General features: G+C 67.5%; 18 protein-coding genes and 1 tRNA gene. 9 read left to right on the top strand and 10 right to left on the bottom strand.

Features of this window, described 5'->3' with window-relative positions; genetic code table 11:
* Positions 1 to 4: 4 nt before the first annotated feature.
* From ribF to rplU, 7 genes are all read right to left on the bottom strand, one after another.
* On the bottom strand, positions 5 to 1,105 hold the full coding sequence (gene ribF, locus IOC61_RS13330) for a bifunctional riboflavin kinase/FAD synthetase (protein ID WP_195689244.1): 1,101 nt from the start codon (positions 1,103 to 1,105) through the stop codon (positions 5 to 7).
* A gap of 98 nt (positions 1,106 to 1,203) precedes the next feature.
* A complete protein-coding gene (murJ, locus tag IOC61_RS13325; protein WP_195689322.1) occupies positions 1,204 to 2,727 on the bottom strand; it encodes a murein biosynthesis integral membrane protein MurJ in 1,524 nt (507 codons plus the stop codon).
* A 183-nt stretch (positions 2,728 to 2,910) separates the two neighbouring features.
* Positions 2,911 to 3,177 (bottom strand): 30S ribosomal protein S20, encoded by a 267-nt coding sequence (rpsT, locus tag IOC61_RS13320; RefSeq protein ID WP_132044187.1) that lies wholly within the window; start codon positions 3,175 to 3,177, stop codon positions 2,911 to 2,913.
* Positions 3,178 to 3,549: 372 nt separating this feature from the next.
* Positions 3,550 to 4,689 carry a glutamate 5-kinase gene (proB, locus tag IOC61_RS13315; protein WP_195689243.1) on the bottom strand — a complete coding sequence of 380 codons (1,140 nt, stop codon included), beginning with the start codon at positions 4,687 to 4,689 and terminating at the stop codon, positions 3,550 to 3,552.
* A 21-nt stretch (positions 4,690 to 4,710) separates the two neighbouring features.
* Entirely contained in the window at positions 4,711 to 5,898 is a 1,188-nt protein-coding gene (gene cgtA, locus IOC61_RS13310; RefSeq protein ID WP_195689242.1) for an Obg family GTPase CgtA, read from the bottom strand.
* Positions 5,899 to 5,983: 85 nt separating this feature from the next.
* On the bottom strand, positions 5,984 to 6,241 hold the full coding sequence (rpmA, locus tag IOC61_RS13305) for a 50S ribosomal protein L27 (protein WP_132044181.1): 258 nt from the start codon (positions 6,239 to 6,241) through the stop codon (positions 5,984 to 5,986).
* A gap of 32 nt (positions 6,242 to 6,273) precedes the next feature.
* The gene (gene rplU, locus IOC61_RS13300) at positions 6,274 to 6,585 is read right to left on the bottom strand and encodes a 50S ribosomal protein L21 (RefSeq protein WP_132044179.1); all 312 of its coding nucleotides are present in this window, start codon (positions 6,583 to 6,585) and stop codon (positions 6,274 to 6,276) included.
* Positions 6,586 to 6,843: 258 nt separating this feature from the next.
* Between rplU and ispB the strand changes: the two genes are divergently transcribed.
* Positions 6,844 to 7,839, top strand: coding sequence for an octaprenyl diphosphate synthase (ispB, locus tag IOC61_RS13295; protein WP_195689241.1), 996 nt, complete (start codon positions 6,844 to 6,846; stop codon positions 7,837 to 7,839).
* 96 nt (positions 7,840 to 7,935) lie between these two features.
* Positions 7,936 to 8,012 (top strand) — tRNA-Pro (locus tag IOC61_RS13290).
* Positions 8,013 to 8,142: 130 nt separating this feature from the next.
* Here IOC61_RS13290 and IOC61_RS13285 read toward each other — a convergent pair.
* Positions 8,143 to 8,595 carry a universal stress protein gene (locus IOC61_RS13285; RefSeq protein WP_195689240.1) on the bottom strand — a complete coding sequence of 151 codons (453 nt, stop codon included), beginning with the start codon at positions 8,593 to 8,595 and terminating at the stop codon, positions 8,143 to 8,145.
* 133 nt (positions 8,596 to 8,728) lie between these two features.
* Positions 8,729 to 8,965 (bottom strand): hypothetical protein, encoded by a 237-nt coding sequence (locus IOC61_RS13280; protein WP_195689239.1) that lies wholly within the window; start codon positions 8,963 to 8,965, stop codon positions 8,729 to 8,731.
* A 174-nt stretch (positions 8,966 to 9,139) separates the two neighbouring features.
* Between IOC61_RS13280 and IOC61_RS13275 the strand changes: the two genes are divergently transcribed.
* From IOC61_RS13275 to IOC61_RS13265, 3 genes are all read left to right on the top strand, one after another.
* A complete protein-coding gene (locus tag IOC61_RS13275) occupies positions 9,140 to 9,943 on the top strand; it encodes a TlpA family protein disulfide reductase (RefSeq protein ID WP_195689238.1) in 804 nt (267 codons plus the stop codon).
* A gap of 112 nt (positions 9,944 to 10,055) precedes the next feature.
* On the top strand, positions 10,056 to 10,823 hold the full coding sequence (hdhA, locus tag IOC61_RS13270) for a 7-alpha-hydroxysteroid dehydrogenase (RefSeq protein WP_195689237.1): 768 nt from the start codon (positions 10,056 to 10,058) through the stop codon (positions 10,821 to 10,823).
* A gap of 115 nt (positions 10,824 to 10,938) precedes the next feature.
* The gene (locus tag IOC61_RS13265; protein ID WP_195689236.1) at positions 10,939 to 12,249 is read left to right on the top strand and encodes a serine hydrolase domain-containing protein; all 1,311 of its coding nucleotides are present in this window, start codon (positions 10,939 to 10,941) and stop codon (positions 12,247 to 12,249) included.
* Positions 12,250 to 12,320: 71 nt separating this feature from the next.
* Here IOC61_RS13265 and IOC61_RS13260 read toward each other — a convergent pair whose 3' ends face one another.
* On the bottom strand, positions 12,321 to 13,808 hold the full coding sequence (locus IOC61_RS13260; protein WP_195689235.1) for a sigma-54 interaction domain-containing protein: 1,488 nt from the start codon (positions 13,806 to 13,808) through the stop codon (positions 12,321 to 12,323).
* Between the two features lie 230 nt (positions 13,809 to 14,038).
* Here IOC61_RS13260 and speB point away from each other — a divergent pair, with 230 nt between their 5' ends.
* The 4 genes from speB (at position 14,039) to IOC61_RS13240 (ending at position 19,652) form a co-directional block, all read left to right on the top strand.
* Complete coding sequence (gene speB, locus IOC61_RS13255; protein ID WP_161424035.1) at positions 14,039 to 14,989, top strand: agmatinase; 951 nt, start codon at positions 14,039 to 14,041, stop codon at positions 14,987 to 14,989.
* A gap of 92 nt (positions 14,990 to 15,081) precedes the next feature.
* The gene (locus tag IOC61_RS13250; RefSeq protein ID WP_195689234.1) at positions 15,082 to 16,467 is read left to right on the top strand and encodes a YjiH family protein; all 1,386 of its coding nucleotides are present in this window, start codon (positions 15,082 to 15,084) and stop codon (positions 16,465 to 16,467) included.
* 49 nt (positions 16,468 to 16,516) lie between these two features.
* Positions 16,517 to 18,157 (top strand): 5-guanidino-2-oxopentanoate decarboxylase, encoded by a 1,641-nt coding sequence (locus tag IOC61_RS13245; RefSeq protein WP_195689233.1) that lies wholly within the window; start codon positions 16,517 to 16,519, stop codon positions 18,155 to 18,157.
* A 46-nt stretch (positions 18,158 to 18,203) separates the two neighbouring features.
* The gene (locus tag IOC61_RS13240) at positions 18,204 to 19,652 is read left to right on the top strand and encodes an aldehyde dehydrogenase family protein (RefSeq protein WP_195689232.1); all 1,449 of its coding nucleotides are present in this window, start codon (positions 18,204 to 18,206) and stop codon (positions 19,650 to 19,652) included.
* The last annotated feature ends 64 nt before the right edge of the window (positions 19,653 to 19,716 follow it).

Raw genomic sequence — 19,716 nt, 5'->3', positions numbered from 1 at the left:
GGGATCAGCCGTCGTCATGGTCGGCGGAGATACCCGCCGAGGAATCGAGTGTCACAGCCTCGCGCGCCAGCGGCGCCGATGCCAGAGGAAGAGAATCGTCGTTACCGAAGGTCTCGGGGTGCCGAGAACCGCTCGCACCGGCTTCGGGGTGCTGAGAACCGTCCGCACCGGCTTGGAGGTGCCGAAAGAAGTAATCGCGAGCACGCTGCTGGTCGAGGCCAATCTGATGCTTGAGCGCCGCGAAGTCCTCGAACTTCACCTCGCCGCGCAGCTTGGCACAGGGCATCACCACCAGCCGCGCGCCGTAGAGGTCGCCGTCGAAGTCGAACAGATGCACCTCGAGCACCGGCCGCACGCTGCCCACCGTGGGCCGCCAGCCGATATTGGCCACCCCCGGCAGGCGGCGACCATCGGGCAGCTCGGTCAATACCGCATAGACCCCATGCAGCGCCAGGGAGCGCATCGGCTGGGGCAGATTGGCGGTGGGCACACCGATGGTGCGGCCGAGCTTCTGGTCGGCCACCACGCGGCCACCCAGACGATAGGGCCGCCCCAGCAGGCGTGCCGCGGCCTCGAAGTTGCCGCTGGCCAGCAGGGTGCGGATACGGCTGCTGGAGACCCGCTCATCGTCGGTGGTGAAGGTGCGGGTATGCTCCACGCCGAAGCCTTCGGCCTCGCCCACCGCGGTCAGCAGATGGAAGTCGCCACGGCGGTCGCAGCCGAAGCGGAAGTCATCGCCCACCACCAGGTGGCGCACGCCCAGCCCCTGGATCAGCACCCGCTGGATAAAGGCCTCGGCGGTCAGGCTGCGCAGGGCATCGTTGAACGGCAGGCAGAGCACACGTTCCACCCCCGCCTCGCCGAGCAGCCGCACCTTGTCCCGCAGTCGGGTAAGCCGCGGTGGCGCCTGGTCTTCGGCGAAGAACTCGCGGGGCTGTGGCTCGAACACCACCACCGTCACCGGCAGACCGAGACGCCGGGCCTGTTCGCGACACTGCTCGAGAATCGCCTGATGCCCGCGATGGACGCCATCGAAGTTGCCGATGGTGGCCACGCAGCCACGATGCTCGTCGCGCAGGTTGTGCAGTCCTCGAATCACTTGCATGGCGTGCTGGAGCCCCGCTCGGCGTCGAATGGTGGTTAAATCGTCGATTATACCGGACAGACGGCCCCTTGACAGCCGGGGCGGGCTAGTCACCAGCGTCAGCCCTTCATTCTGAAGTGCCTGATCCGCACCCCGGTGGCGGCCAGCCAGGCGAAGTAGAGGCCCGCACCGCCGATCACCAGCGCCGCCAGCCAGGCGACACGCTGCCAGACACCCCAGCCGAGCCACGCCTGCCAGTCGGGAGAGAACCACCAGAGGCCGAGCCCCATCACCGCGCAGCCACCCAGCAGCTGTACCGCATAGCGGCCCCAGCCGGGCTGGAACACCAGCACGCCCTGCTTCCTGAGCAGCCAGCCCAGCAGGCCGGCGTTCATGAATGCCGAGAGCGCGGTGGCCAGCGCCAGGCCGGCGTGGGCCAGGGGCCAGATCAGGATCAGGTTGAAGACCATGTTGGCGACCATGGCGATGATGCCGACCTTCACCGGGGTCTTGGTGTCCTGGCGGGCGAAGAAGCCCGGCGCCAGCACCTTGATCAGCATGAAGGCCACCAGCCCCAGGGAGTAGGCCCGCAGGCTCATCGCCGCCATGGCGATATCGCGCTCGGTCATGGCCCCATAGTGGAACAACGAGATCAGCAGTGGCTCGGCGAGCAGGGCCAGGGCCAGGGCCGCCGGCAGCCCCAGCAGCAGCACGGCACGAATCGCCCAGTCGAGCATGGCGCTGAAGTGCTCGCCGGACTGCTCGGCATGGCGCCGCGACAGGGCCGGCAGGATCACGGTGCCGATGGCGATGCCGAACACCCCCAGCGGCAGCTCCACCAGACGGTCGGAGTAGTAGAGCCAGGAGACGCTGCCCGCCGCCAGCAACGAGGCGAGCACGGTATCCAGCAGCAGATTGATCTGCGATACCGAGACGCCGAACAGCGCCGGCACCATCAGCTTCATGATCCGTTTGACGCCGGCATGGGCGAAGCTGGGCCAGGGCCGCGGCGCCAGCCCCAGCCGCACCAGGAAGGGCACCTGGAAGGCGAGCTGGGCCACACCGGCGATCAATACCCCCCAGGCAAGCGCCATGGCCGGCTCGCTCATCAGCGGGGTCAGCAGCAGCGCCGCCCCGATCAGCGAGAGATTGAGCAGTACCGGGGTGAAGGCCGGCACCGCGAAGCGATTCCAGGTGTTGAGCACACTGCCTGCAAAGGCCGTAAGCGAGATCAGCAGCAGATAGGGGAAGGTGAGGCGCAGCATGTCGGCCGTGAGCGCCAGCTTGGCCGGGTCACGCCCGAAGCCGGGGGCGAACACCCATACCAGCCAGGGGGCGGCGAACATGGCCAGCGCGGTCAGCAGGAACAGCACCGCGGCCAGGCTACCGGAGACGGCATCGAGCAGTTCGCGAACCTCGCTTCGGCTGCCCCGGGTGGCGTACTCCGAGAGCACCGGCACGAAGGCCTGGTTGAAGGCGCCCTCGGCGAACAGCCGGCGCATGAAGTTGGGGATCTTGAAGGCGACGAAGAAGGCGTCGGCCCCCTGCCCCGCGCCGAACAGCGCGGCGATCACCACGTCACGCGCCAGGCCCATCACCCGCGAGAGCATGGTCATCACGCTGACCACCAGGCCCGAGCGCATCAGCCCGCCGCCCTTGGGGGCCACTACCCTGTCGTTCTCGTCCACCGCTGCCGGTGGCGCCTGTTCGCGATCCGCCACGTCTGTTCCTCGGCTTGATAACTTGCAGCCACAAAAAAACCGGCCGCAGCCGGTTTTTTCACGAGATGCCGGCCAGTGGCCGGCTCTCGATGGCATCGGGCCGGCTTAGGCAGCCAGGGCCTTGATGCGCTTGTTCAGGCGGCTCTTCAGGCGCGCGGCCTTCTTCTTGGAGAGCACGTCCTTGTCGGCGATGCGGTCGATGACCGGCTGCGCCTTCTGGAAGGCGGTCATCGCCTCGGCGTGGTCACCACCGTTGATGGCGGTGATAACGCGCTTGATGTAGGTGCGGACCATGCTGCGCTGACTGGCCTTCAGGACACGACGACCTTCGGCCTGACGGGCGCGCTTGCGAGCTTGCTTGCTGTTTGCCACTTGCTGTCTCCTTGGAGATTCTTCGCCGCCCGTGTAATGACGGCTGCGATAACGTATTGATCCGGCAGCAAAGAGTCATCTTTACCGCCGGTTTGGCCATCTGGCCGACCGCTGCTGGTGCGGCGATCGTTCACGGGCCGTGTCTGAGAGGATGGCGCATCCTACCATAGCCCGGGCGGGGCTTGCTAGCATGTCTACACGGCCATCGCTGCTGCGAATCCAAGGGGCACTGGGGACAAGCCGAAGAGAAGGTCCTACGCCAGGGAAGGCGTCGGTAGCGCCCAGGGAGGGGTTCACAGCGCCTTCTCGCAGGCTTGTCGCCAGATCAGCCCCGAGCCATCAGGCTGTTAAATCGTTAACGATAGCCCTGGCCTACAGCACCACCAGGTTGTCGCGGTTGATCAGTTCCGGCGCTTCCATAAAGCCGAGGATCGCTTCGATCTGGTGGCTTGGCTGCCCGATGATGCGCTGCGCATCGTCGACCCCATAGTTGACCAGCCCCTTGGCCACCCGCTCCCCCTGCTCGTCGACACACAGCACCATATCGCCGCGCCGAAACTGCCCGGCGGCCGCCCTCACCCCGACCGGCAGCAGGCTGGAGCCGCTTTCGCGCAGCACCTTCACCGCGCCGGCGTCCAGGGTCAAGGTGCCCCGCACCTGGAGCTGTCCGGCCAGCCAGCGCTTGCGCGCCGCCATGGGAGCCTGGTCGGGCCGCAGCAGGGTGCCCAGGCGCTCGCCATCGACCAGCCGAACCAGCACATCGGACTGGCGGCCGCTGGCGATGGCGGTGACGGCACCGGAGCGCGCCGCCAGGCTGGCGGCACGAATCTTGGTGGTCATGCCGCCACGCCCCAGGGCCCCGCCACCGCCGGCCACGGCCGCCAGGACCGGATCGTCGGCACGCCCCTCGGCGATCAACCGGGCATCGGGATTCGAGCGCGGGTCGGCGTCGAACAGCCCCTCCTGATCGGTGAGGATGACCAGGGCATCGGCCTGCAGCAGGTTGGCCACCAGGGCCCCCAGGGTGTCGTTGTCGCCGAAGCGGATCTCGTCGGTGACCACGGTGTCGTTCTCGTTGATAACCGGCACCACCCGCAGGTCGACCAGGGTGCGCAGCGCCGAGCGCGCATTGAGATAGCGCTTGCGGTTGGAGAGGTCATCGTGGGTCAGCAGCACCTGGGCGGTGAGCAGATCATGGCGTGCGAAGTGGCCCTCGTAGCACTCGGTGAGGCCGTTCTGGCCCACCGCCGCCGCGGCCTGCAGCTCATGCACCGCCGAGGGGCGCGCCTGCCAGCCGAGTCGCACCATGCCCGCGGCCACGGCGCCGGAGGAGACCAGCACCACCTCGATGCCACGCCGATGCAGCGTGGCGATCTGATCGACCCAGCCGCCGATCGCCGCCTCGTCGAGATCACGACCGTCGTTGGTCAGCAGGGCGCTGCCGATCTTTACCACCACCCGGCGGGCACCCGTCAGCGCCTCGCGCCCCATCACCTGCTCGTCACTGTCCATTCGACCCATCCGCCTCGTCCCTTAGGGCGCATATTCGACTTCGACATCGTAGTCGTCGTCATCGAAGTCATCATCATCCTCGGCGGAGGGCTTGCGCCTGCGCCCCAGCCGCGCCTCGGTACGGGCCACCGCCTCTTCCTCCATGCGCTCGCGCATCTCGCGGGCGCGCTCGGCGGCCTCCTCGTCCTCGTTCTCCAGGCGGCGCTGCTCGGTGAGCCAGCGGTAGGCCGCCTGCACCAGCGCATCGGTGCCATCGCTGCCGATCGCCGAGACACGAAACACCGGGCCCTCCCAGCCCAGGCGACGCACGATCTCGTCGACCGCGGCCTCGCGCTCCTCCGGCGGGAGCAGGTCGAGCTTGTTGAGCACCAGCCAGCGCGGCAGCTCGGCCAGAGCCGGCGAGAACTCGCCCAGCTCGTGGATGATCGCCTCGGCGGCCTCCACCGGGTCGGACTCGTCGAAGGGCGCCACATCCACCACATGGAACAGCAGCCGGGTGCGGGTCAGGTGCTTGAGGAAGCGCAGCCCCAGGCCGGCGCCATCCGAGGCACCCTCGATCAGCCCCGGCACATCGGCCATCACGAAGTGCTCGTGCATGCCGAGCTTCACCACCCCCAGGTTGGGCACCAGGGTGGTAAAGGGGTAGTTGGCCACCTTCGGCTTGGCCGCGGAGACGGCGCGAATCAGCGTCGACTTGCCCGCGTTGGGCATGCCCAACAGCCCCACGTCGGCCATCACCTTCATCTCCAAACGCAGGTTGCGGCGCTCGCCATCGGTACCCGGCGTGGTGCGACGCGGCGCCCGGTTGGTGGAGGACTTGAAGTGGATATTGCCGAGCCCGCGGCGGCCACCCTGGGCCACCAGCACCACCTGGCCGATCTCGGTGACGTCGGCGATCACCTCGAGGGTGTCCTCGTCGATCACTGTGGTGCCCACCGGCACCTTGATGTGCAGGTCCTCGCCGGCCTTGCCGCTCATCTGCCGACCCATGCCGGGCTGGCCGTTCTGGGCCTTGTAGAAGCGCTGGTACTTGAAGTCGATGAGGGTGTTGAGGGCGTCGTCACCGATCAGGTAGACGCTGCCGCCATGGCCGCCGTCGCCGCCGTCGGGGCCGCCCTTGGGCACGTATTTCTCGCGCCGGAAGCTGAGGCAGCCGTTGCCCCCCTTGCCGGCTTCCACAATGATCGAGGATTCGTCGACGAACTGCATCTGTCACTCTCCAGGCGGCATATGCCGCCATGATACAAGAAGGCCCCGCCATGGCGGGGCCTTCTCGCGGCAAGAATCAGGTGTCTCAGGCAGAGACGACGCTGACAAACTTGCGGTTCTTCGGACCCTTGGTCTCGAACTTGACCACGCCTTCGTCCAGAGCGAACAGGGTGTGGTCCTTGCCGATACCGACGCCGGTGCCGGCGTGGAACTTGGTGCCGCGCTGGCGAACGATGATGTTGCCGGCGGTCACGGCCTGGCCACCGAAGAGCTTGACGCCAAGGCGCTTGGATTCGGAATCGCGACCGTTACGGGTAGAACCCGCTGCCTTCTTATGTGCCATGGTATAAACCTCCGTTCAGGGGGATGGACCGCTTAGGCGGAGATCCCGGTGATCTTGACTTCAGTGAACCACTGGCGGTGGCCCTGACGCTTCATGCTGTGCTTGCGGCGACGGAACTTGATGATGGTGACCTTGTCGCCACGGCCGTGGGAAACGACCTCGGCAGAGACCTTGGCACCGTCAACCAGGGGCGCGCCGACCTTGACCTCGTCGTCGCTGCCGACCAGCAGCACTTCGTCGAAGTCGATGGACTCGCCGGTCGGGACTTCGATCTTCTCGAGCTTCAGGGTCTGGCCTTCCTGAACTCGGTACTGCTTGCCACCGCTCTTGATAACTGCGTACATGCTTTTCTCTCCAGGACTCATCGGGTTGGGCTCTTCGTCGGCCTGCTTCGAGTGGCGCCCCTTTCGGCAACCATCTGACAGGGAGCGAGATGAGTGGGTCGCGAATTATAACGACAGGCGACCCGACAGACAACCCGCGAGATGGGCGTTTCTGCCGCCGCCTTGACGCCCCCGAGGTCGCCCCATAGCATGGCCGGCAATCCAAGGCCAGCAGGGGGCCGCCTCGCCCCGGCCCAACCGACTGTTGATACCGCCTACATGCCCATCCACGCTTCCGCTTCCGACACCGCCCCCTCCCCGATCCACGCCGTCGTGGCCGAGGACTTCGCCGCCGTCAACCGCACCATCATGGCCAAGCTCGGCTCACGCATCCCGCTGGTCGAGACCATCGGCCAGCACATCATCGTCAGCGGCGGCAAGCGCCTGCGCCCGCTGCTGGTGCTGCTGGCGGCCCGCGCACTGGGCTACCGGGACGAGCGGCATATCACCCTGGCCACCCTGATCGAGTTCATGCACACCTCCACCCTGCTGCATGACGACGTGGTGGACGAGTCGCATCTGCGCCGCGGCAAGGCCACCGCCAACGATGCCTGGGGCAACGCCCCCTCGGTGCTGGTCGGCGACTTCCTCTACTCGCGCTCCTTCCAGATGATGGTCGAGGTGGGCTCCATGCGCATCATGGATGTGCTCTCCTCCGCCACCTGCGTGATCGCCGAGGGCGAGGTGCAGCAGCTCACCAACGTGGGCAACCCGGATATCGACGAGGCGGCCTACTTCGAGACCATCCAGGGCAAGACCGCCATGCTGTTCGAGGCGGCCAGCCATAGCGGCGCCATCCTCGCCGAGGCCACTCCCGAACAGGAGACCGCGCTGCAACTCTATGGCCGCTACCTGGGCCTGGCCTTCCAGCTGATCGACGATCTGCTCGACTACCAGGGCGACGCCGAGGCGATGGGCAAGAACGTCGGCGACGACCTGGCCGAGGGCAAGCCCACCCTGCCGCTGATTCAGGCCATGGCCAAGGGCACCCCGGAGCAGACCAAGGTGATCCGCAAGGCGATTCGCCAGGGGGGCCTGGATCACCTGCAGGAGGTCCTGGAGATCGTCAACGCCACCGGCGCCCTGGAGTACACCCGCCAGCGCGCCGTGGAAATGGCCGACCTGGCCCTGGCTCAGCTCGAGGCGCTGCCCGAAAGCCCCTACCGCGACAGCATGGCCGAGCTGGCCCACCTCGCGGTGGATCGCCAGGCTTAAAATCGCCAGGCATGAAAAAGCCTGGCGGGGTTGCATTTTCCCGCCACCTGCGTAAACTACGCTGCGTCGATCAGGGACACCCCTCGAGAACGACATCGGAGTATAGCTCAGCTTGGTAGAGCGCTGCCTTCGGGAGGCAGAGGTCGTAGGTTCGAATCCTGCTACTCCGACCAAGAACATAAGTAAAAACGGCCACTTAGCTCAACAGAGCGGTGGCCGTTTTTCGTTGTTGCCGTTTACGATGCTGCCAGACGTTGTCACCGGCCGTTACCCCTGCCTCCCGAAGGCAGAGGTCTCGACTCCTCACGTCACGGTGATCACCCCGCAGCCGGCGATATGGCTGACCTTGTGGGAGACGCTGCCAAACATCATGCCGCGCACATTGCCGAGCCCTCGGCTGCCCATCACGATGACGTCGGCGTCGATCGTCGCCGCCTGCTTCTTGATCTGCTCGGCGGGATGCCCCTGGCTCACGCTCTCCTTCACGTCCAGACCGTCGAGATCGATCAGGGAGCGCGCCTGATCGATCACCTTGCGAGCCTTGTCCCTCATCGCCTGCGCCATCTGCTCACGCTCCTCTTCGGAGAAGGGGTCGGCGGAGCCGCCGACAAACAGCCCGACGCTGTCCGGTGGAGACCCCGCAACGGTCATCAGATGCAGCGTCGCCTTGCCGTCGCGCGCCAGGGCGGCGGCAACCCTCAGCGCCCTGATGGCGTGTTCGGAACCGTCGAGGGGAACCAGAATCTTGGCGTACATGGCATCACTCCTGCAGCGGCCGAGAGGGAAGGGGCGCGGTACGGCCCACTCCGTTACAGCATAGCCCTTCGGCAGGGCTTCGCCGCTCCATATCCGCCCTCCCCGGGCCTATGCCGGCGGTATACCGGCCGCGTCAGTCGTCGTCCCCGGCCGCCTGTCGCCGGGAGTGCGCCTTGCGGGCCCGGTTGCGCCGATAGAGTCGCACCAGGGCAATCCCCAGCGCCACCACCACCATCGCCGCCAGGGTCCAGCCCTGCCAGGGGCGGGCGGCGTCGCCCATCACGGTCTCCAGGGTGATAATCAGGATAAAACCCAGCGCCTGGCTGGCGATGGCCAGGGCACGCAAGGTATCGAAGGCAGGCTTGGCCATGATGGCTCCCAGTGGCGGATGCTCCGGATAGGATCGGACCCCGCGGATGACAGCCCAGCCAACCGGCAGTAGGCTTGGCAGGATCCGGGATCGGCTGCACCACATTGTAACCTCTGGCTTTTCGTTCGCCGACCCTGCCCTCGAGGAGCCACGCCCCTAAGGAGTCGCCACCCCATGGATGCCATCGCCCTGGGTCCCGTCCTGCTCTCGCTGCCGCGCCTCTACGCCTTCGTGGCTGCCCTGCTGCTGCTGGGCGCCAGCGCCTGGCTGCTGGGCCTACCCCGGCGAACTCACTCACGCTGGTTCAATGGCCTGCTGCTGGCCTGGCTGATCGGCGCGCGGATCGGGCATGTGGCGCTCCACCTTGACGCCTATACCGCCGCCCCGCTGGATGCCCTCAAGCTGTGGCAGCCCGGCTACCACGGGCTCTGGGGTCTGATGGCCGGCCTGATCTGGACCGGCTGGACGCTGCGCGATCACCTGGGACGCCTGGTTGGCGCCATGGCGCTGCTGGTCGTGGTCTCGGCACTCTGGCTGGCCACCGTCACCCTGGCGCCCTTCGGTGGCGGCATGGCGCTGCAACGACTGCCCGACCTCGCTCTGGAAAACCTCGAAGGCGAAACCGTCAATCTGCGTGAGCTCGAGGGCGAGCGCGTCGTGCTCAATCTATGGGCCACCTGGTGCCCGCCCTGCCTGCGCGAGATGCCGCTGCTGGCCGAGGCCAGCGCCCGGGACGACGTTACCGTGGTGGTGGCCAACCAGGGCGAGTCGCTGCTGCAGGTGGTGCGCTATCTCGACGATCAGGCGCTCGAGTTTCGCTACCCGCTGCTCGACCCGCATCAGGAGCTGATGGTGCTCAGCGAATCCCCCGGACTGCCCACCACCCTGCTGTTCGACGCCCAGGGCCACGCCGTGGAGCAGCATGTCGGCGAGCTGACCCGTGCCCAGCTGGACGCCTGGCTGGCACCGTCGCCCTAGCCCTTCACTACAGCCAGCCTCCACCGGGGCGGCCACCGTAAAGCTGCTACGCTGAGCCAAAGCGGCCAGGCGTCGTAGCCTTTCCACACTCGCCCCTTCAGGGAGCTTCTCCATGTACGCCCCCCAACAGTTTACGCTGACCGATCAGGTCGCCCTCGTCACCGGCGCCGGTGCCGGCATCGGCCGCGCCATCGCCGAAACCTTCGCTCGAGCCGGCGCCGCGGTGGTGGTCAGCGACCTGAGTAGCGACTCGGCCGCCGCAGTGGCCAAAGGCATCGAGGACGACGGCGGCCGAGCCACCAGCGTTGCCTGCGATGTCACCCGAGAGGAGGATCTCGCCGCGGTGGTCGCCAAGGCGGTGGACGCCTTCGGCAAGCTGACGCTGCTGGTCAGCAACGCCGGGGGCGGCGGCCCCAAGCCCTTCGACATGCCCATGGAGGAGTTCCGCCGCGCCTTCGACCTGAACGTCTTCTCACTGTTCCGCCTGGCCCAGCTGGCCGCGCCTGAAATGGAGAAGGTCGGCGGTGGCGCGATACTGGCCATCACCTCGATGTCGGCCGAGAACAAGAACAAGCGCATGGCCGCCTACGGCTCCTCCAAGGCGGCCACCAGCCACCTGGTGCGCAACATCGCCTTCGATCTCGGGCCGAAAAACATCCGGGTCAATGGCATCGCCCCGGGAGCCACCCGCACCGACGCGCTGAAATCGGTGCTCAACGACGAGATCGAGCAGAGGATGCTCGCCCACACCCCGCTCAAGAGACTCGGCGAGCCAGAGGACATGGCCAACGCGGCGCTGTTTCTCTGTGCACCGGCCTCGAGCTGGATCAGCGGCCAGATCCTTACCGTCTCCGGCGGTGGCGTGCAGGAGCTGGACTAAGCTCAGGCCGCCACAGAGGCATGACATCATCGGCGGGTCGACTTCCATGGCCAGCGGCTGATGACCAGGAGACCGCTCGGAACCGCACAGGCGGCAAGGCCATACGAGGTACCCCATGAAACGGATACTGACCGCCACTCTGTCCACCACCATTGCCGCCACCCTGCTGCTGGCCGGCTCGGCGACCGCGCAGTCATCGACGGCCGACGAAGGCACCGACTGGATGCAGGGTTTCCCGCCACCGGAGGAGCGCACCATCCGCTTCACCGACGACGACTACTTCGCCGGCGACAAGCTCAAGTGGACGGTCTGCCATTTCCGCGAGCTGATGCCCACCGCCGGTGTGGGCAAGGGGCGCGACGCCGCCCGCCCCCTGCCCTACGCCCTCGATCCGGACATCGACGAGGTGAGCTTCCAGCCCACCGACGGCGGCGCGCCGATGACCTGGGACGAGGTCTTCACGGTCAACCACACCGACGGCCTGCTGGTGTTGCACCGCGGCCGGGTGGTCTACGAGCGCTACGCCGGCTGCCTGGACGAGACCACCCTGCACGGCGTGATGTCGGTGACCAAGTCGCTCACCGGGCTGATCGGCGAGACGCTGGTGGCCGAGGGCACCCTGGACGAGGAGGCCCTCATCGGCGAGCTGGTGCCGGAACTCGCCGATAGCGCCTTCGGCGACGCCACCCTGCGCCAGGTGCTGGAGATGACCACCGCGCTGGACTACTCAGAGGACTACGCCGATCCCGAGGCCGACGTCTGGGCCTACGCCAGGGCCGGCAGCCCGCTGCCGCCGCCCCCGGGCTACAAGGGCCCGCGCAGCTACTTCGCCTTCCTCGAGACGGTGGACAAGGCCGGCGAGCACGGCGAGGCCTTCGGCTATCGCACCATCAACTCCGATGCGCTGGGCTGGATCATCGCCCGCGCCACCGGCCAGAGCGTCGCCGACTGGCTGGCCGAGCGTGTCTGGTCGCGACTGGGCGTCGAGCGGGAAGCCTTCTTCACGGTGGACTCCATCGGCACGCCCTTCGCCGGCGGCGGTTTCAACGCCACCCTGCGCGACCTGGGTCGCCTGGGCCAGCTGATCCTCGACGAGGGCCGCCTCGCCGGCGAGCAGCTGCTGCCCGCCGCGGCCATCGCACGCCTGCGCGAGGGCGGCGACAAAGCGGCCTTCGCCAAGGCCGGCTACGCGGGCCTCGATGGCTGGAGCTATCGCGGGATGTGGTGGATCAGCCACGACGACCACGGCGCCTTCGCCGCCCGCGGCGTGCATGGCCAGACGCTCTGGATCGACCCCGCTGCCGATATGGTCATCGTGCGCCTGGCCTCCCACCCGGTGGCGGCCAACGCCGCCAACGATCCGACCTCGCTGCCGGCCTACCGGGCGCTGGCCGACTACCTGATGGCACAGGTCCCGGCCCGCTGATCGAGCGCCGGGCGCTCGTATCGGCCCTGAGCCGCGACGAGCGCTCTTGACCTAGCACCACCTGGGACGCCTTACCGCGGGGAAACGACACCGGCCTTGTCGATCGCCGACCGCTCCTCGACCCGGCCGATCCTCAGGCCATGCTTCTGGAGCTTGCGCACCACGCTCGGCTGACTGATACCCAGGCGTCTGGCGATGGCATAGGTCGAGTCCAGCTCGCCGCACAGCCCCGCCAGGATGTCGCGCTCGGTGCGCGCCAGGGCCGACGCCAGCGACTCGTTTTCCCCCAACGCCGGGGCAGGCTCGGCCGCCACCGGCCGGGGGCTCGATTCGGCCAGTTCCGCATCGCTCGGTTCCGCCATCGCGCGCGGGAGCTCACCCAGCTCCTGATGGCGAATGACATCGCCCTCCGCCGATAGCCAGGCGCGTTCCAGGACATTCTCCAGCTCGCGCACATTGCCGGGCCACTCCCAGCCCATCAGCGACTGCCACACGCTGTGCGCCAGCATCTTGTCGCGCCCGTAGCGGCGATTGAGGCGCTCGAGCTGACGCTCGACAAGCCCCGGAATATCCTCACGACGCTCGCGCAGGGGCGGCAGGGTGACCGGGATCACGTTCAGTCGATAGTAGAGATCGAGCCGAAACAGCCCCTCCTCCACCCGCGCCGAGAGATCCTGATTGGTGGCCACCACCAGGCGATAATCCACGCGCCGCGGCGCGCTGTCGCCGAGGCGTGTGACGGTGCCATCCTGGATGGTCTTGAGCAGCTTGGTCTGCACCGACAGGGGCAGCTCGCCGATCTCATCGAGGAACAGGGTGCCGCCCTCGGCCTGCTCGATCAGCCCCACCCGCCCACCGGGGGCGGCGCCGGAGAAGGCGCCGGGGCGATAGCCGAACATCTCGGACTCGAACAGGCTCTCGGGAATGGCGGCACAGTTGACGTCGATGAAGGGTCCGTCGCAGCGCGAGCTCCAGCGGTGGAGCTGGCGGGCGAAGGCGGTCTTGCCCACCCCGGACTCCCCCAGCATCAGCACGGTGGCATCGGTAGGGGCGACCCGGCGCAGCAGCAGGGCCACCTCACGCATCAGCTGGCTTTTCACCTCGAGCTCATCCAGTTCCGCCTCCAGCGCCTCGGCGTCGGTCTCCAGCGCATGCCCCCGCCGAAGGTGCTCACTGAAGCGGCGCTGCAGCAGCGCATACTCCTGTTGCAGCAGCTGCAGATCGGTCATGTCCATTGAGCGGCTCACCACCGCCACCAGACGCTCGTCCTGGAACACGGGGTGCGCCTGGGCAATGACCCGCCGCCCGGTGCCGGTACGCTGCTCCAGCTGCACCGGCCTGCCCGTTCGGATAACCTCCAGGCTCACCGAGGGCGTCAGCACGCCGTCGGCCTCCAGTCGCTGGACGCTGGTGGCACAGAGGGCCTCACGGGACATGCCATAGACCGCCGCCGCCCCGGGACTGACATCCCGGATACGGCCATCGGGCGCGACGATAAAGAAGTGATCGTGGGCGGTGTCGATGATGGTCTTGAGGATCAGGGCGTCAAGTTCGGACATCGGTGATTCATTCCTGGATCGCGATTCATTATTGTATCACGCCACTCCGACCCACCGATCCAGAGTTGAATCACCCTCACCTCCCTCACGTACTCGGGCCATATCATCCCGCCTCATTTTTTAATCTTTGGTCTAACGAAATCGACATTGGCACACATCCTGCTCCTTCAGGGGTATCGCACCGGCCTTACCTCGGCCAGGCATATCAATCAGCTTCACAGGAGCCCTGCATGAGCGACTTCAATCAGCCCCTCGGCGGCAACGACATGCCGCGTTTCGGCGGCCCCGCCACCATGATGCGCCTGCCCACCCAGGAGAGTGCTGCCGGCCTCGATGCCGCCTTTATCGGCATCCCGATGGATATCGGCACCTCCAACCGGCCCGGAACCCGCCTGGGGCCGCGACAGATTCGCGATGAGTCTCGCATGCTGCGGCCCTACAACATGGCCACTCGTGCGGCCCCCTTCGACAGCCTGCAGGTGGCGGATATCGGCGACGTGCCGATCAACACCTTCAATCTGCCGAAGAACCTGGACATCATCAGCCGGTTCTACGACGACGTCCTGGCTCATGACTGTGTTCCGCTGACCCTGGGCGGCGACCACACCCTGACCTGGCCGATCCTGCGCGCCATCGCCAGGAAGCATGGCCCGGTCGGCCTGATCCATATCGATGCCCACGCCGACGTCAACGAGCACATGTTCGGTGAGGAGGTCGCCCACGGCTGCCCCTTCCGTCGCGCCCAGGAAGAGGGCCTGCTGGATGCCAACCGCGTGGTGCAGATCGGTCTGCGCGGCACCGGCTATGCCGCCGAGGACTTCGACTGGTGTCGTCAGCAGGGCTTCCGCGTCGTCCAGGCCGAACAGTGCTGGCACAAGTCGCTGGAGCCGCTGATGGCCGAGGTGCGCGAGCAGATGGGCGACGGCCCGGTGTATATCTCCTTCGACATCGATGGTCTCGACCCTTCCGTGGCACCCGGTACCGGCACCGTGGAGATGGGCGGCCTGACCTCCGCCCAGGGCCTGGAGATCGTGCGTGGCGCCCAGGGACTCAACATCGTCGGCGGCGACCTGGTCGAGGTGGCGCCGCCTTACGACCCGAGCGGCAATACCGCCCTGATGGGCGCCACGCTGCTTTACGAGATGCTGTGTGTCCTGCCCGGCGTCAAACGTCGCGACTGATTCACCCCGGAGCCAGGGCGCGGCCCCGACAACCGCCTGATGGCGCCCCGCAGCGGGCGCCCACCATTACAACATCAATGAGTAATCGTCCCATGTCCTCCCATCTGCATTCCGCCGACAAGATCACGACCGAAGGGGGCAAGCTGAGCACCCACGGTCTGATCAAGTTCCTCGTCCCCTCGTTGATCGGCATCCTGCTGTTCCTGGTGCCCTTCTCGGTGGGTGACACCATCAACATCGGCATGGGCCTGGCCGCCGACTGGCTCAAGGCCACTCTCGGCGACGCCCTGCCCGCCATCGCTACCGTGGTGCTCTGCCTCTCCATCCTGCTGACCCTGGTGGTCAAGCTGACACGGCCCGGCTGGGCCCGCCAGGGCGCGATGAAGGAGCTCTTCGACATCTCGCCGCTATGGGTGGTGATGCGCGCCCTCGGCGCTGCGTTCGCGCTGATGACCTACTTCCAGGTCGGCCCCCAGATGATCACCGCCTCCTTCACCGGTGGGGTGATGCTCAACGATCTGGCGCCGGTCCTGCTGACCTTCTTCTTCTTCGCCGCCATCCTGCTGCCCTTCCTGGTCGATTTCGGCTTCATGGAGTTTATCGGCTCCATGGTGCGTACCCCCTTCCGCAGGATCTTCGGCCTGCCCGGGCGTAGCGCCATCGACGCGACCGCCTCCTGGATGGGTTCGGGTACCGTGGGCGTGCTGATCACCACCCAGCAGTACGAGCAGGGCTTCTATAACGCCCGCGAGGCCTCGGCCGTTGCCACCAACTTCTCCATCGTCTCCATCGCCTTCGCCCTGCTGGTGACCAGCTTCATCGGCATCAACCACCTGTTCATCCCCTTCTACCTGACCGTGGTGGTGGCCGGCCTGGTGGCTGCCGTGATCGTGCCTCGCCTGCCACCCCTGTCACGCAAGTCCAACGACTACTATGAGCCGGTCGGCTGCCAGATCCAGGAGGAGAACACCGGCGACCAGAGCCTGCTGCGCTACAGCCTGGGCATCGCCGTGGCTCGCGCCGAGAAGGCTCCGGGTCCGCTGAAGCTGGTCCGCCTGGCCCTGTTCAACGTCGCCGACATCTTCTTCGGCCTGTTGCCGCTGGTCATCGCCATCGGTACCGTGGCGCTGGTGCTGGCCGAGTTCACGCCGCTGTTTACCTGGCTCTCCATGCCGATGGTGCCGGTACTAGAGTGGATGGGCCTGCCCGAAGCCGAGGCCGCCGCACCGGCCACCCTGGTGGGCTTCGCCGACATGTTCCTGCCGGCGGTGCTGGCCAGCGACATCGAGAGCGAGCTCACCCGCTTCGTTATCGCCTGCCTGTCGCTGACCCAGCTGATCTACATGTCCGAGATCGGCGCCCTGCTACTGAAGTCCCGCATTCCCCTCAAGCTGTGGGAACTGGTGGTGATCTTCCTGCTGCGTACCGCCATCACGCTGCCCATCATCGTGATCATGGCCCACTGGCTGGTGGGGTAAAGGGACCCCTGCCCCCGAGCCCACCATGCCCCTGAGGAGAGAGATATCCATGACCTGCGCCGAACTGCTGATCCGCCTGCTGCGCGACGCCTACGACGTGGACACCGTGTTCGGGATTCCGGGCGTCCATACCATCGAGCTCTACCGCGGCCTAGAGGGCGGCGGCGAGCATGAACACCAGGGCAGCGGCATTCGCCACGTGACCCCACGCCATGAGCAGGGCGCCGGCTTCATGGCGGACGGCTACGCTCGCGCCACGGGCAAGCCCGGTGTCTGCTTCATCATCACCGGCCCCGGGATGACGAATATCGCCACCGCCATGGGCCAGGCCCTGGCGGACTCGATACCGATGCTGGTGATCTCCAGCGTCAATCGCCGTGACACCCTGGGTCGTGGCCAGGGGCGCCTACACGAGCTGCCGGGGCAGCGCGAGCTGATGGCCGGGGTCTCTCGCTTCAGCCACACCCTGCTCGACCCGGAGGGTCTCGGAGAAGCCCTGGCCCGTGCCTTCGCGGTGTTCGACGGGGCCCGCCCGGGGCCCGTGCATATCGAGATCCCCATCGATCTGTTCGATGCCCCGGTCAGCGCCCCACGCCACCTTCGCCGCAGCGTGCTGAGCAAGGCCGCCCCGGACCCGCACGCCCTCGAGCAGGCCCGGAGCTGGCTCGGTGAGGCCGAGCGCCCCCTGGTGCTGCTGGGGGGTGGCTGCGTCGGCGCCCCCCAGGCGGCCCGCCGTCTGGTCGAGCTGCTCGATGCCCCCACCGTCACCACCATCAACGCCAAGGGGCTGCTCGGCCGCGACCATCCGCTGGATCTGGGCGCCAACGCCTCGCTGCCGGCGGTGCGCCAGCTGGCGCGTGAGGCCGATGTGGTGCTGGCCATCGGCACCGAGATTGGCGAGACCGACTACGATGTGGTGTTCGACGATGGCTTCGAGCTCGGCGGCCGGCTGATCCGCATCGACCTGGACCCCGAGCAGCTGGCGCGCAACCAGCACGCCGATCTGGCGCTGGTGGCCGACGCCGCCTCGAGCATCGAGGCGCTGGCGACGAGCTGCGAGCGGGCGCTGGCCGGCCGCCCCCTGGCACGGGATGGGAGGAATCGTACCCGCGCCGCCCTCGAGTCCCTGGCACTGGCCGAGGACCCGGCCTTCCGCGCTTATGTTCCGTTGTTCGACACGCTGCGCGAGTGTCTACCTGAAGCGATCCTGGTGGGTGATTCCTGCGCCACCACCTACGCGGCCAACCATCTGGTGAGCCAGGACGCCCCGCGGCGTTTCTTCAACGCCTCCACCGGCTACGGCACGCTGGGCTACGGCCTGCCCGCCGCCATGGGGGCGAGCCTCGGCCAGCCCGAACTACCGGTGGTCGCCCTGGTCGGCGACGGCGGCGTGATGTTCACCCTCACCGAGCTGGCCTGTGCGGTGGAGGAGGGCCTGCCGATCATCGTGCTGCTGTGGCACAACCAGGGCTATGAGGAGATCCGCCGCTTCATGGACAATGCCGGGGTCACGCGCCTCGGGGTCGATATTCAGGCGCCGGACTTCCAGACCCTGGCCGCCGGCTTCGGCTGCGCGGCGAGCCGGGTCGGCAATCCCGCGGGCCTGGCACGCGCCATCGCGCACCGCCCCCAGGATGGCCCGATGCTGATCGAGATCGACGCCGCGGCCTGGTCCGAGGCCGTTGCCTGACCGCCTCACCCTCCAGCATGGTGCCGAGTCAACCGGGAGCCTTTGCATGCAACAACTGATTCAGCAGTTCATCGACAACCAATGGGTCGAGAGCCGGGGCCAGCGTCGCCTGTCGGTGATGGACCCCTATCGCCAGACCCGGATCGCCGAGCTCACCGCCGGCGACAGTGCCGATGTGGACGCCGCCGTGCAGGCAGCACGTGCGGCCCTGCCCGGCTGGCAGGCGCTGGGTGGCGTCCGCCGCGGGGCCTACCTCGCGGCCTTCGCCGACGCCCTGGAGGCCCGCCGGGAACGCCTTGTGCGGTGCTCGTCGACCAACAACGGCAAGGCGCTGGCCGAGGCCGCCATCGATCTGGACGATGCCATCGCCTGCTACCGCTACTACGCCGGCCAGGCCAAGGCTCTCGAGCAGCGACAGGGGCGCCGGATCGAGCACGGCATGGCGGGCATCGAGGCGCGGGTCTTCGAGGACCCCGCCGGGGTGGTCGGTCTGATCACTCCCTGGAACTTCCCGCTGGTCACCAGTGCCTGGAAGATTGCCCCGGCACTGGCCGCCGGCTGTACGGTGGTCTTCAAGCCCTCCGAGGTCACCCCGCTACCGGAGGCCGTGCTCGCCGAGATCGCCCTGGAGGTCGGCCTGCCCGCCGGGGTGCTGAACCTGCTCAATGGTGACGGCGACGGCATCGGTGCGCCGCTGTCCGCCCATCCGGGTGTGGACAAGCTGTCGTTCACCGGCAGCAACGCGGTGGGCGAGAAGGTCATGCAGGCCGCCGCCAACGGCGTGCGCGGCGTATCGCTGGAGCTCGGTGGCAAATCACCGATCCTGGTGCTCGATGACGCCGAAGTGGAGAGCGCCGCCGACTGGGTGATGGCCGGCATCTACTTCAACTCCGGGCAGATCTGCTCGGCCACCTCCCGGCTGCTCGTCCACGAGTCGCTGGCGGAGCCGCTCTACCAGGCGCTGGCCGAGCGCATCGATGCGCTGACCCTGGGGGATCCTCTGGTCGAGGGCACCGACATGGGGCCGATGACCAGTGCCCGCCAGCGCGAGGCGGTGGAGCGCTACCTCGAGGTCGCCAGGGCCGAAGGGCTGGTGGCGGTCCGCGACGGCCGCCATCGCGACCTGCCCGACCAGGGTGAGTTCGTCGCCCCGACGCTCTATCGCGACGTGCCGACCAGCAGCCGCCTGTGGCGGGAAGAGATCTTCGGGCCGGTGCTGTGTGCCCGCAGCGTGGCCAGCGAGGCCGAGGCGATCGAGCTGGCCAACGACTCGCCCTTCGGACTCGCCGCCACGGTCATCTCGGGAGACAACGAGCGTGCCCGCCGAGTGGGACGCGCCCTGCGCGCCGGCAGCATCTGGTTCAACAGCGAGCAGTTGGTGATGCCCGAGGCCAGCTGGGGCGGCTTCGGGATCAGCGGCATCGGTCGAGAGCTAGGCCCCTGGGGGCTGGCCGGCTACCTGGAGGTCAAGCACCTGATCGGCCCCCAGGGCTGAGGCCCTCGCCGATACCCTTGTCGATACCCTCGCCGATACCAGCGACGCCCCGGCCCAGCGGCCG

The organism is Halomonas sp. KAO (assembly GCF_015595025.1).
GTDB lineage: Bacteria > Pseudomonadota > Gammaproteobacteria > Pseudomonadales > Halomonadaceae > Halomonas.
The sequence above is the reverse complement of the archived record's forward strand: the minus strand, read 5'-3'. Positions and strand labels throughout refer to the sequence as shown.

Excerpts from the sequence above, each read along its gene's own strand:
- ribF (WP_195689244.1), bottom strand. The coding sequence starts at position 1,105 with ATGCAAGTGATTCGAGGACTGCACAACCTGCGCGACGAGCATCGTGGC.
- murJ (WP_195689322.1), bottom strand. The coding sequence starts at position 2,727 with ATGCGCTCGGGCCTGGTGGTCAGCGTGATGACCATGCTCTCGCGGGTG.
- proB (WP_195689243.1), bottom strand. The coding sequence starts at position 4,689 with ATGGACAGTGACGAGCAGGTGATGGGGCGCGAGGCGCTGACGGGTGCC.
- cgtA (WP_195689242.1), bottom strand. The coding sequence starts at position 5,898 with ATGCAGTTCGTCGACGAATCCTCGATCATTGTGGAAGCCGGCAAGGGG.
- rpmA (WP_132044181.1), bottom strand. The coding sequence starts at position 6,241 with ATGGCACATAAGAAGGCAGCGGGTTCTACCCGTAACGGTCGCGATTCC.
- rplU (WP_132044179.1), bottom strand. The coding sequence starts at position 6,585 with ATGTACGCAGTTATCAAGAGCGGTGGCAAGCAGTACCGAGTTCAGGAA.
- ispB (WP_195689241.1), top strand. The coding sequence starts at position 6,844 with ATGCCCATCCACGCTTCCGCTTCCGACACCGCCCCCTCCCCGATCCAC.
- IOC61_RS13285 (WP_195689240.1), bottom strand. The coding sequence starts at position 8,595 with ATGTACGCCAAGATTCTGGTTCCCCTCGACGGTTCCGAACACGCCATC.
- IOC61_RS13280 (WP_195689239.1), bottom strand. The coding sequence starts at position 8,965 with ATGGCCAAGCCTGCCTTCGATACCTTGCGTGCCCTGGCCATCGCCAGC.
- IOC61_RS13275 (WP_195689238.1), top strand. The coding sequence starts at position 9,140 with ATGGATGCCATCGCCCTGGGTCCCGTCCTGCTCTCGCTGCCGCGCCTC.
- hdhA (WP_195689237.1), top strand. The coding sequence starts at position 10,056 with ATGTACGCCCCCCAACAGTTTACGCTGACCGATCAGGTCGCCCTCGTC.
- IOC61_RS13265 (WP_195689236.1), top strand. The coding sequence starts at position 10,939 with ATGAAACGGATACTGACCGCCACTCTGTCCACCACCATTGCCGCCACC.
- IOC61_RS13260 (WP_195689235.1), bottom strand. The coding sequence starts at position 13,808 with ATGTCCGAACTTGACGCCCTGATCCTCAAGACCATCATCGACACCGCC.
- speB (WP_161424035.1), top strand. The coding sequence starts at position 14,039 with ATGAGCGACTTCAATCAGCCCCTCGGCGGCAACGACATGCCGCGTTTC.
- IOC61_RS13250 (WP_195689234.1), top strand. The coding sequence starts at position 15,082 with ATGTCCTCCCATCTGCATTCCGCCGACAAGATCACGACCGAAGGGGGC.
- IOC61_RS13245 (WP_195689233.1), top strand. The coding sequence starts at position 16,517 with ATGACCTGCGCCGAACTGCTGATCCGCCTGCTGCGCGACGCCTACGAC.
- IOC61_RS13240 (WP_195689232.1), top strand. The coding sequence starts at position 18,204 with ATGCAACAACTGATTCAGCAGTTCATCGACAACCAATGGGTCGAGAGC.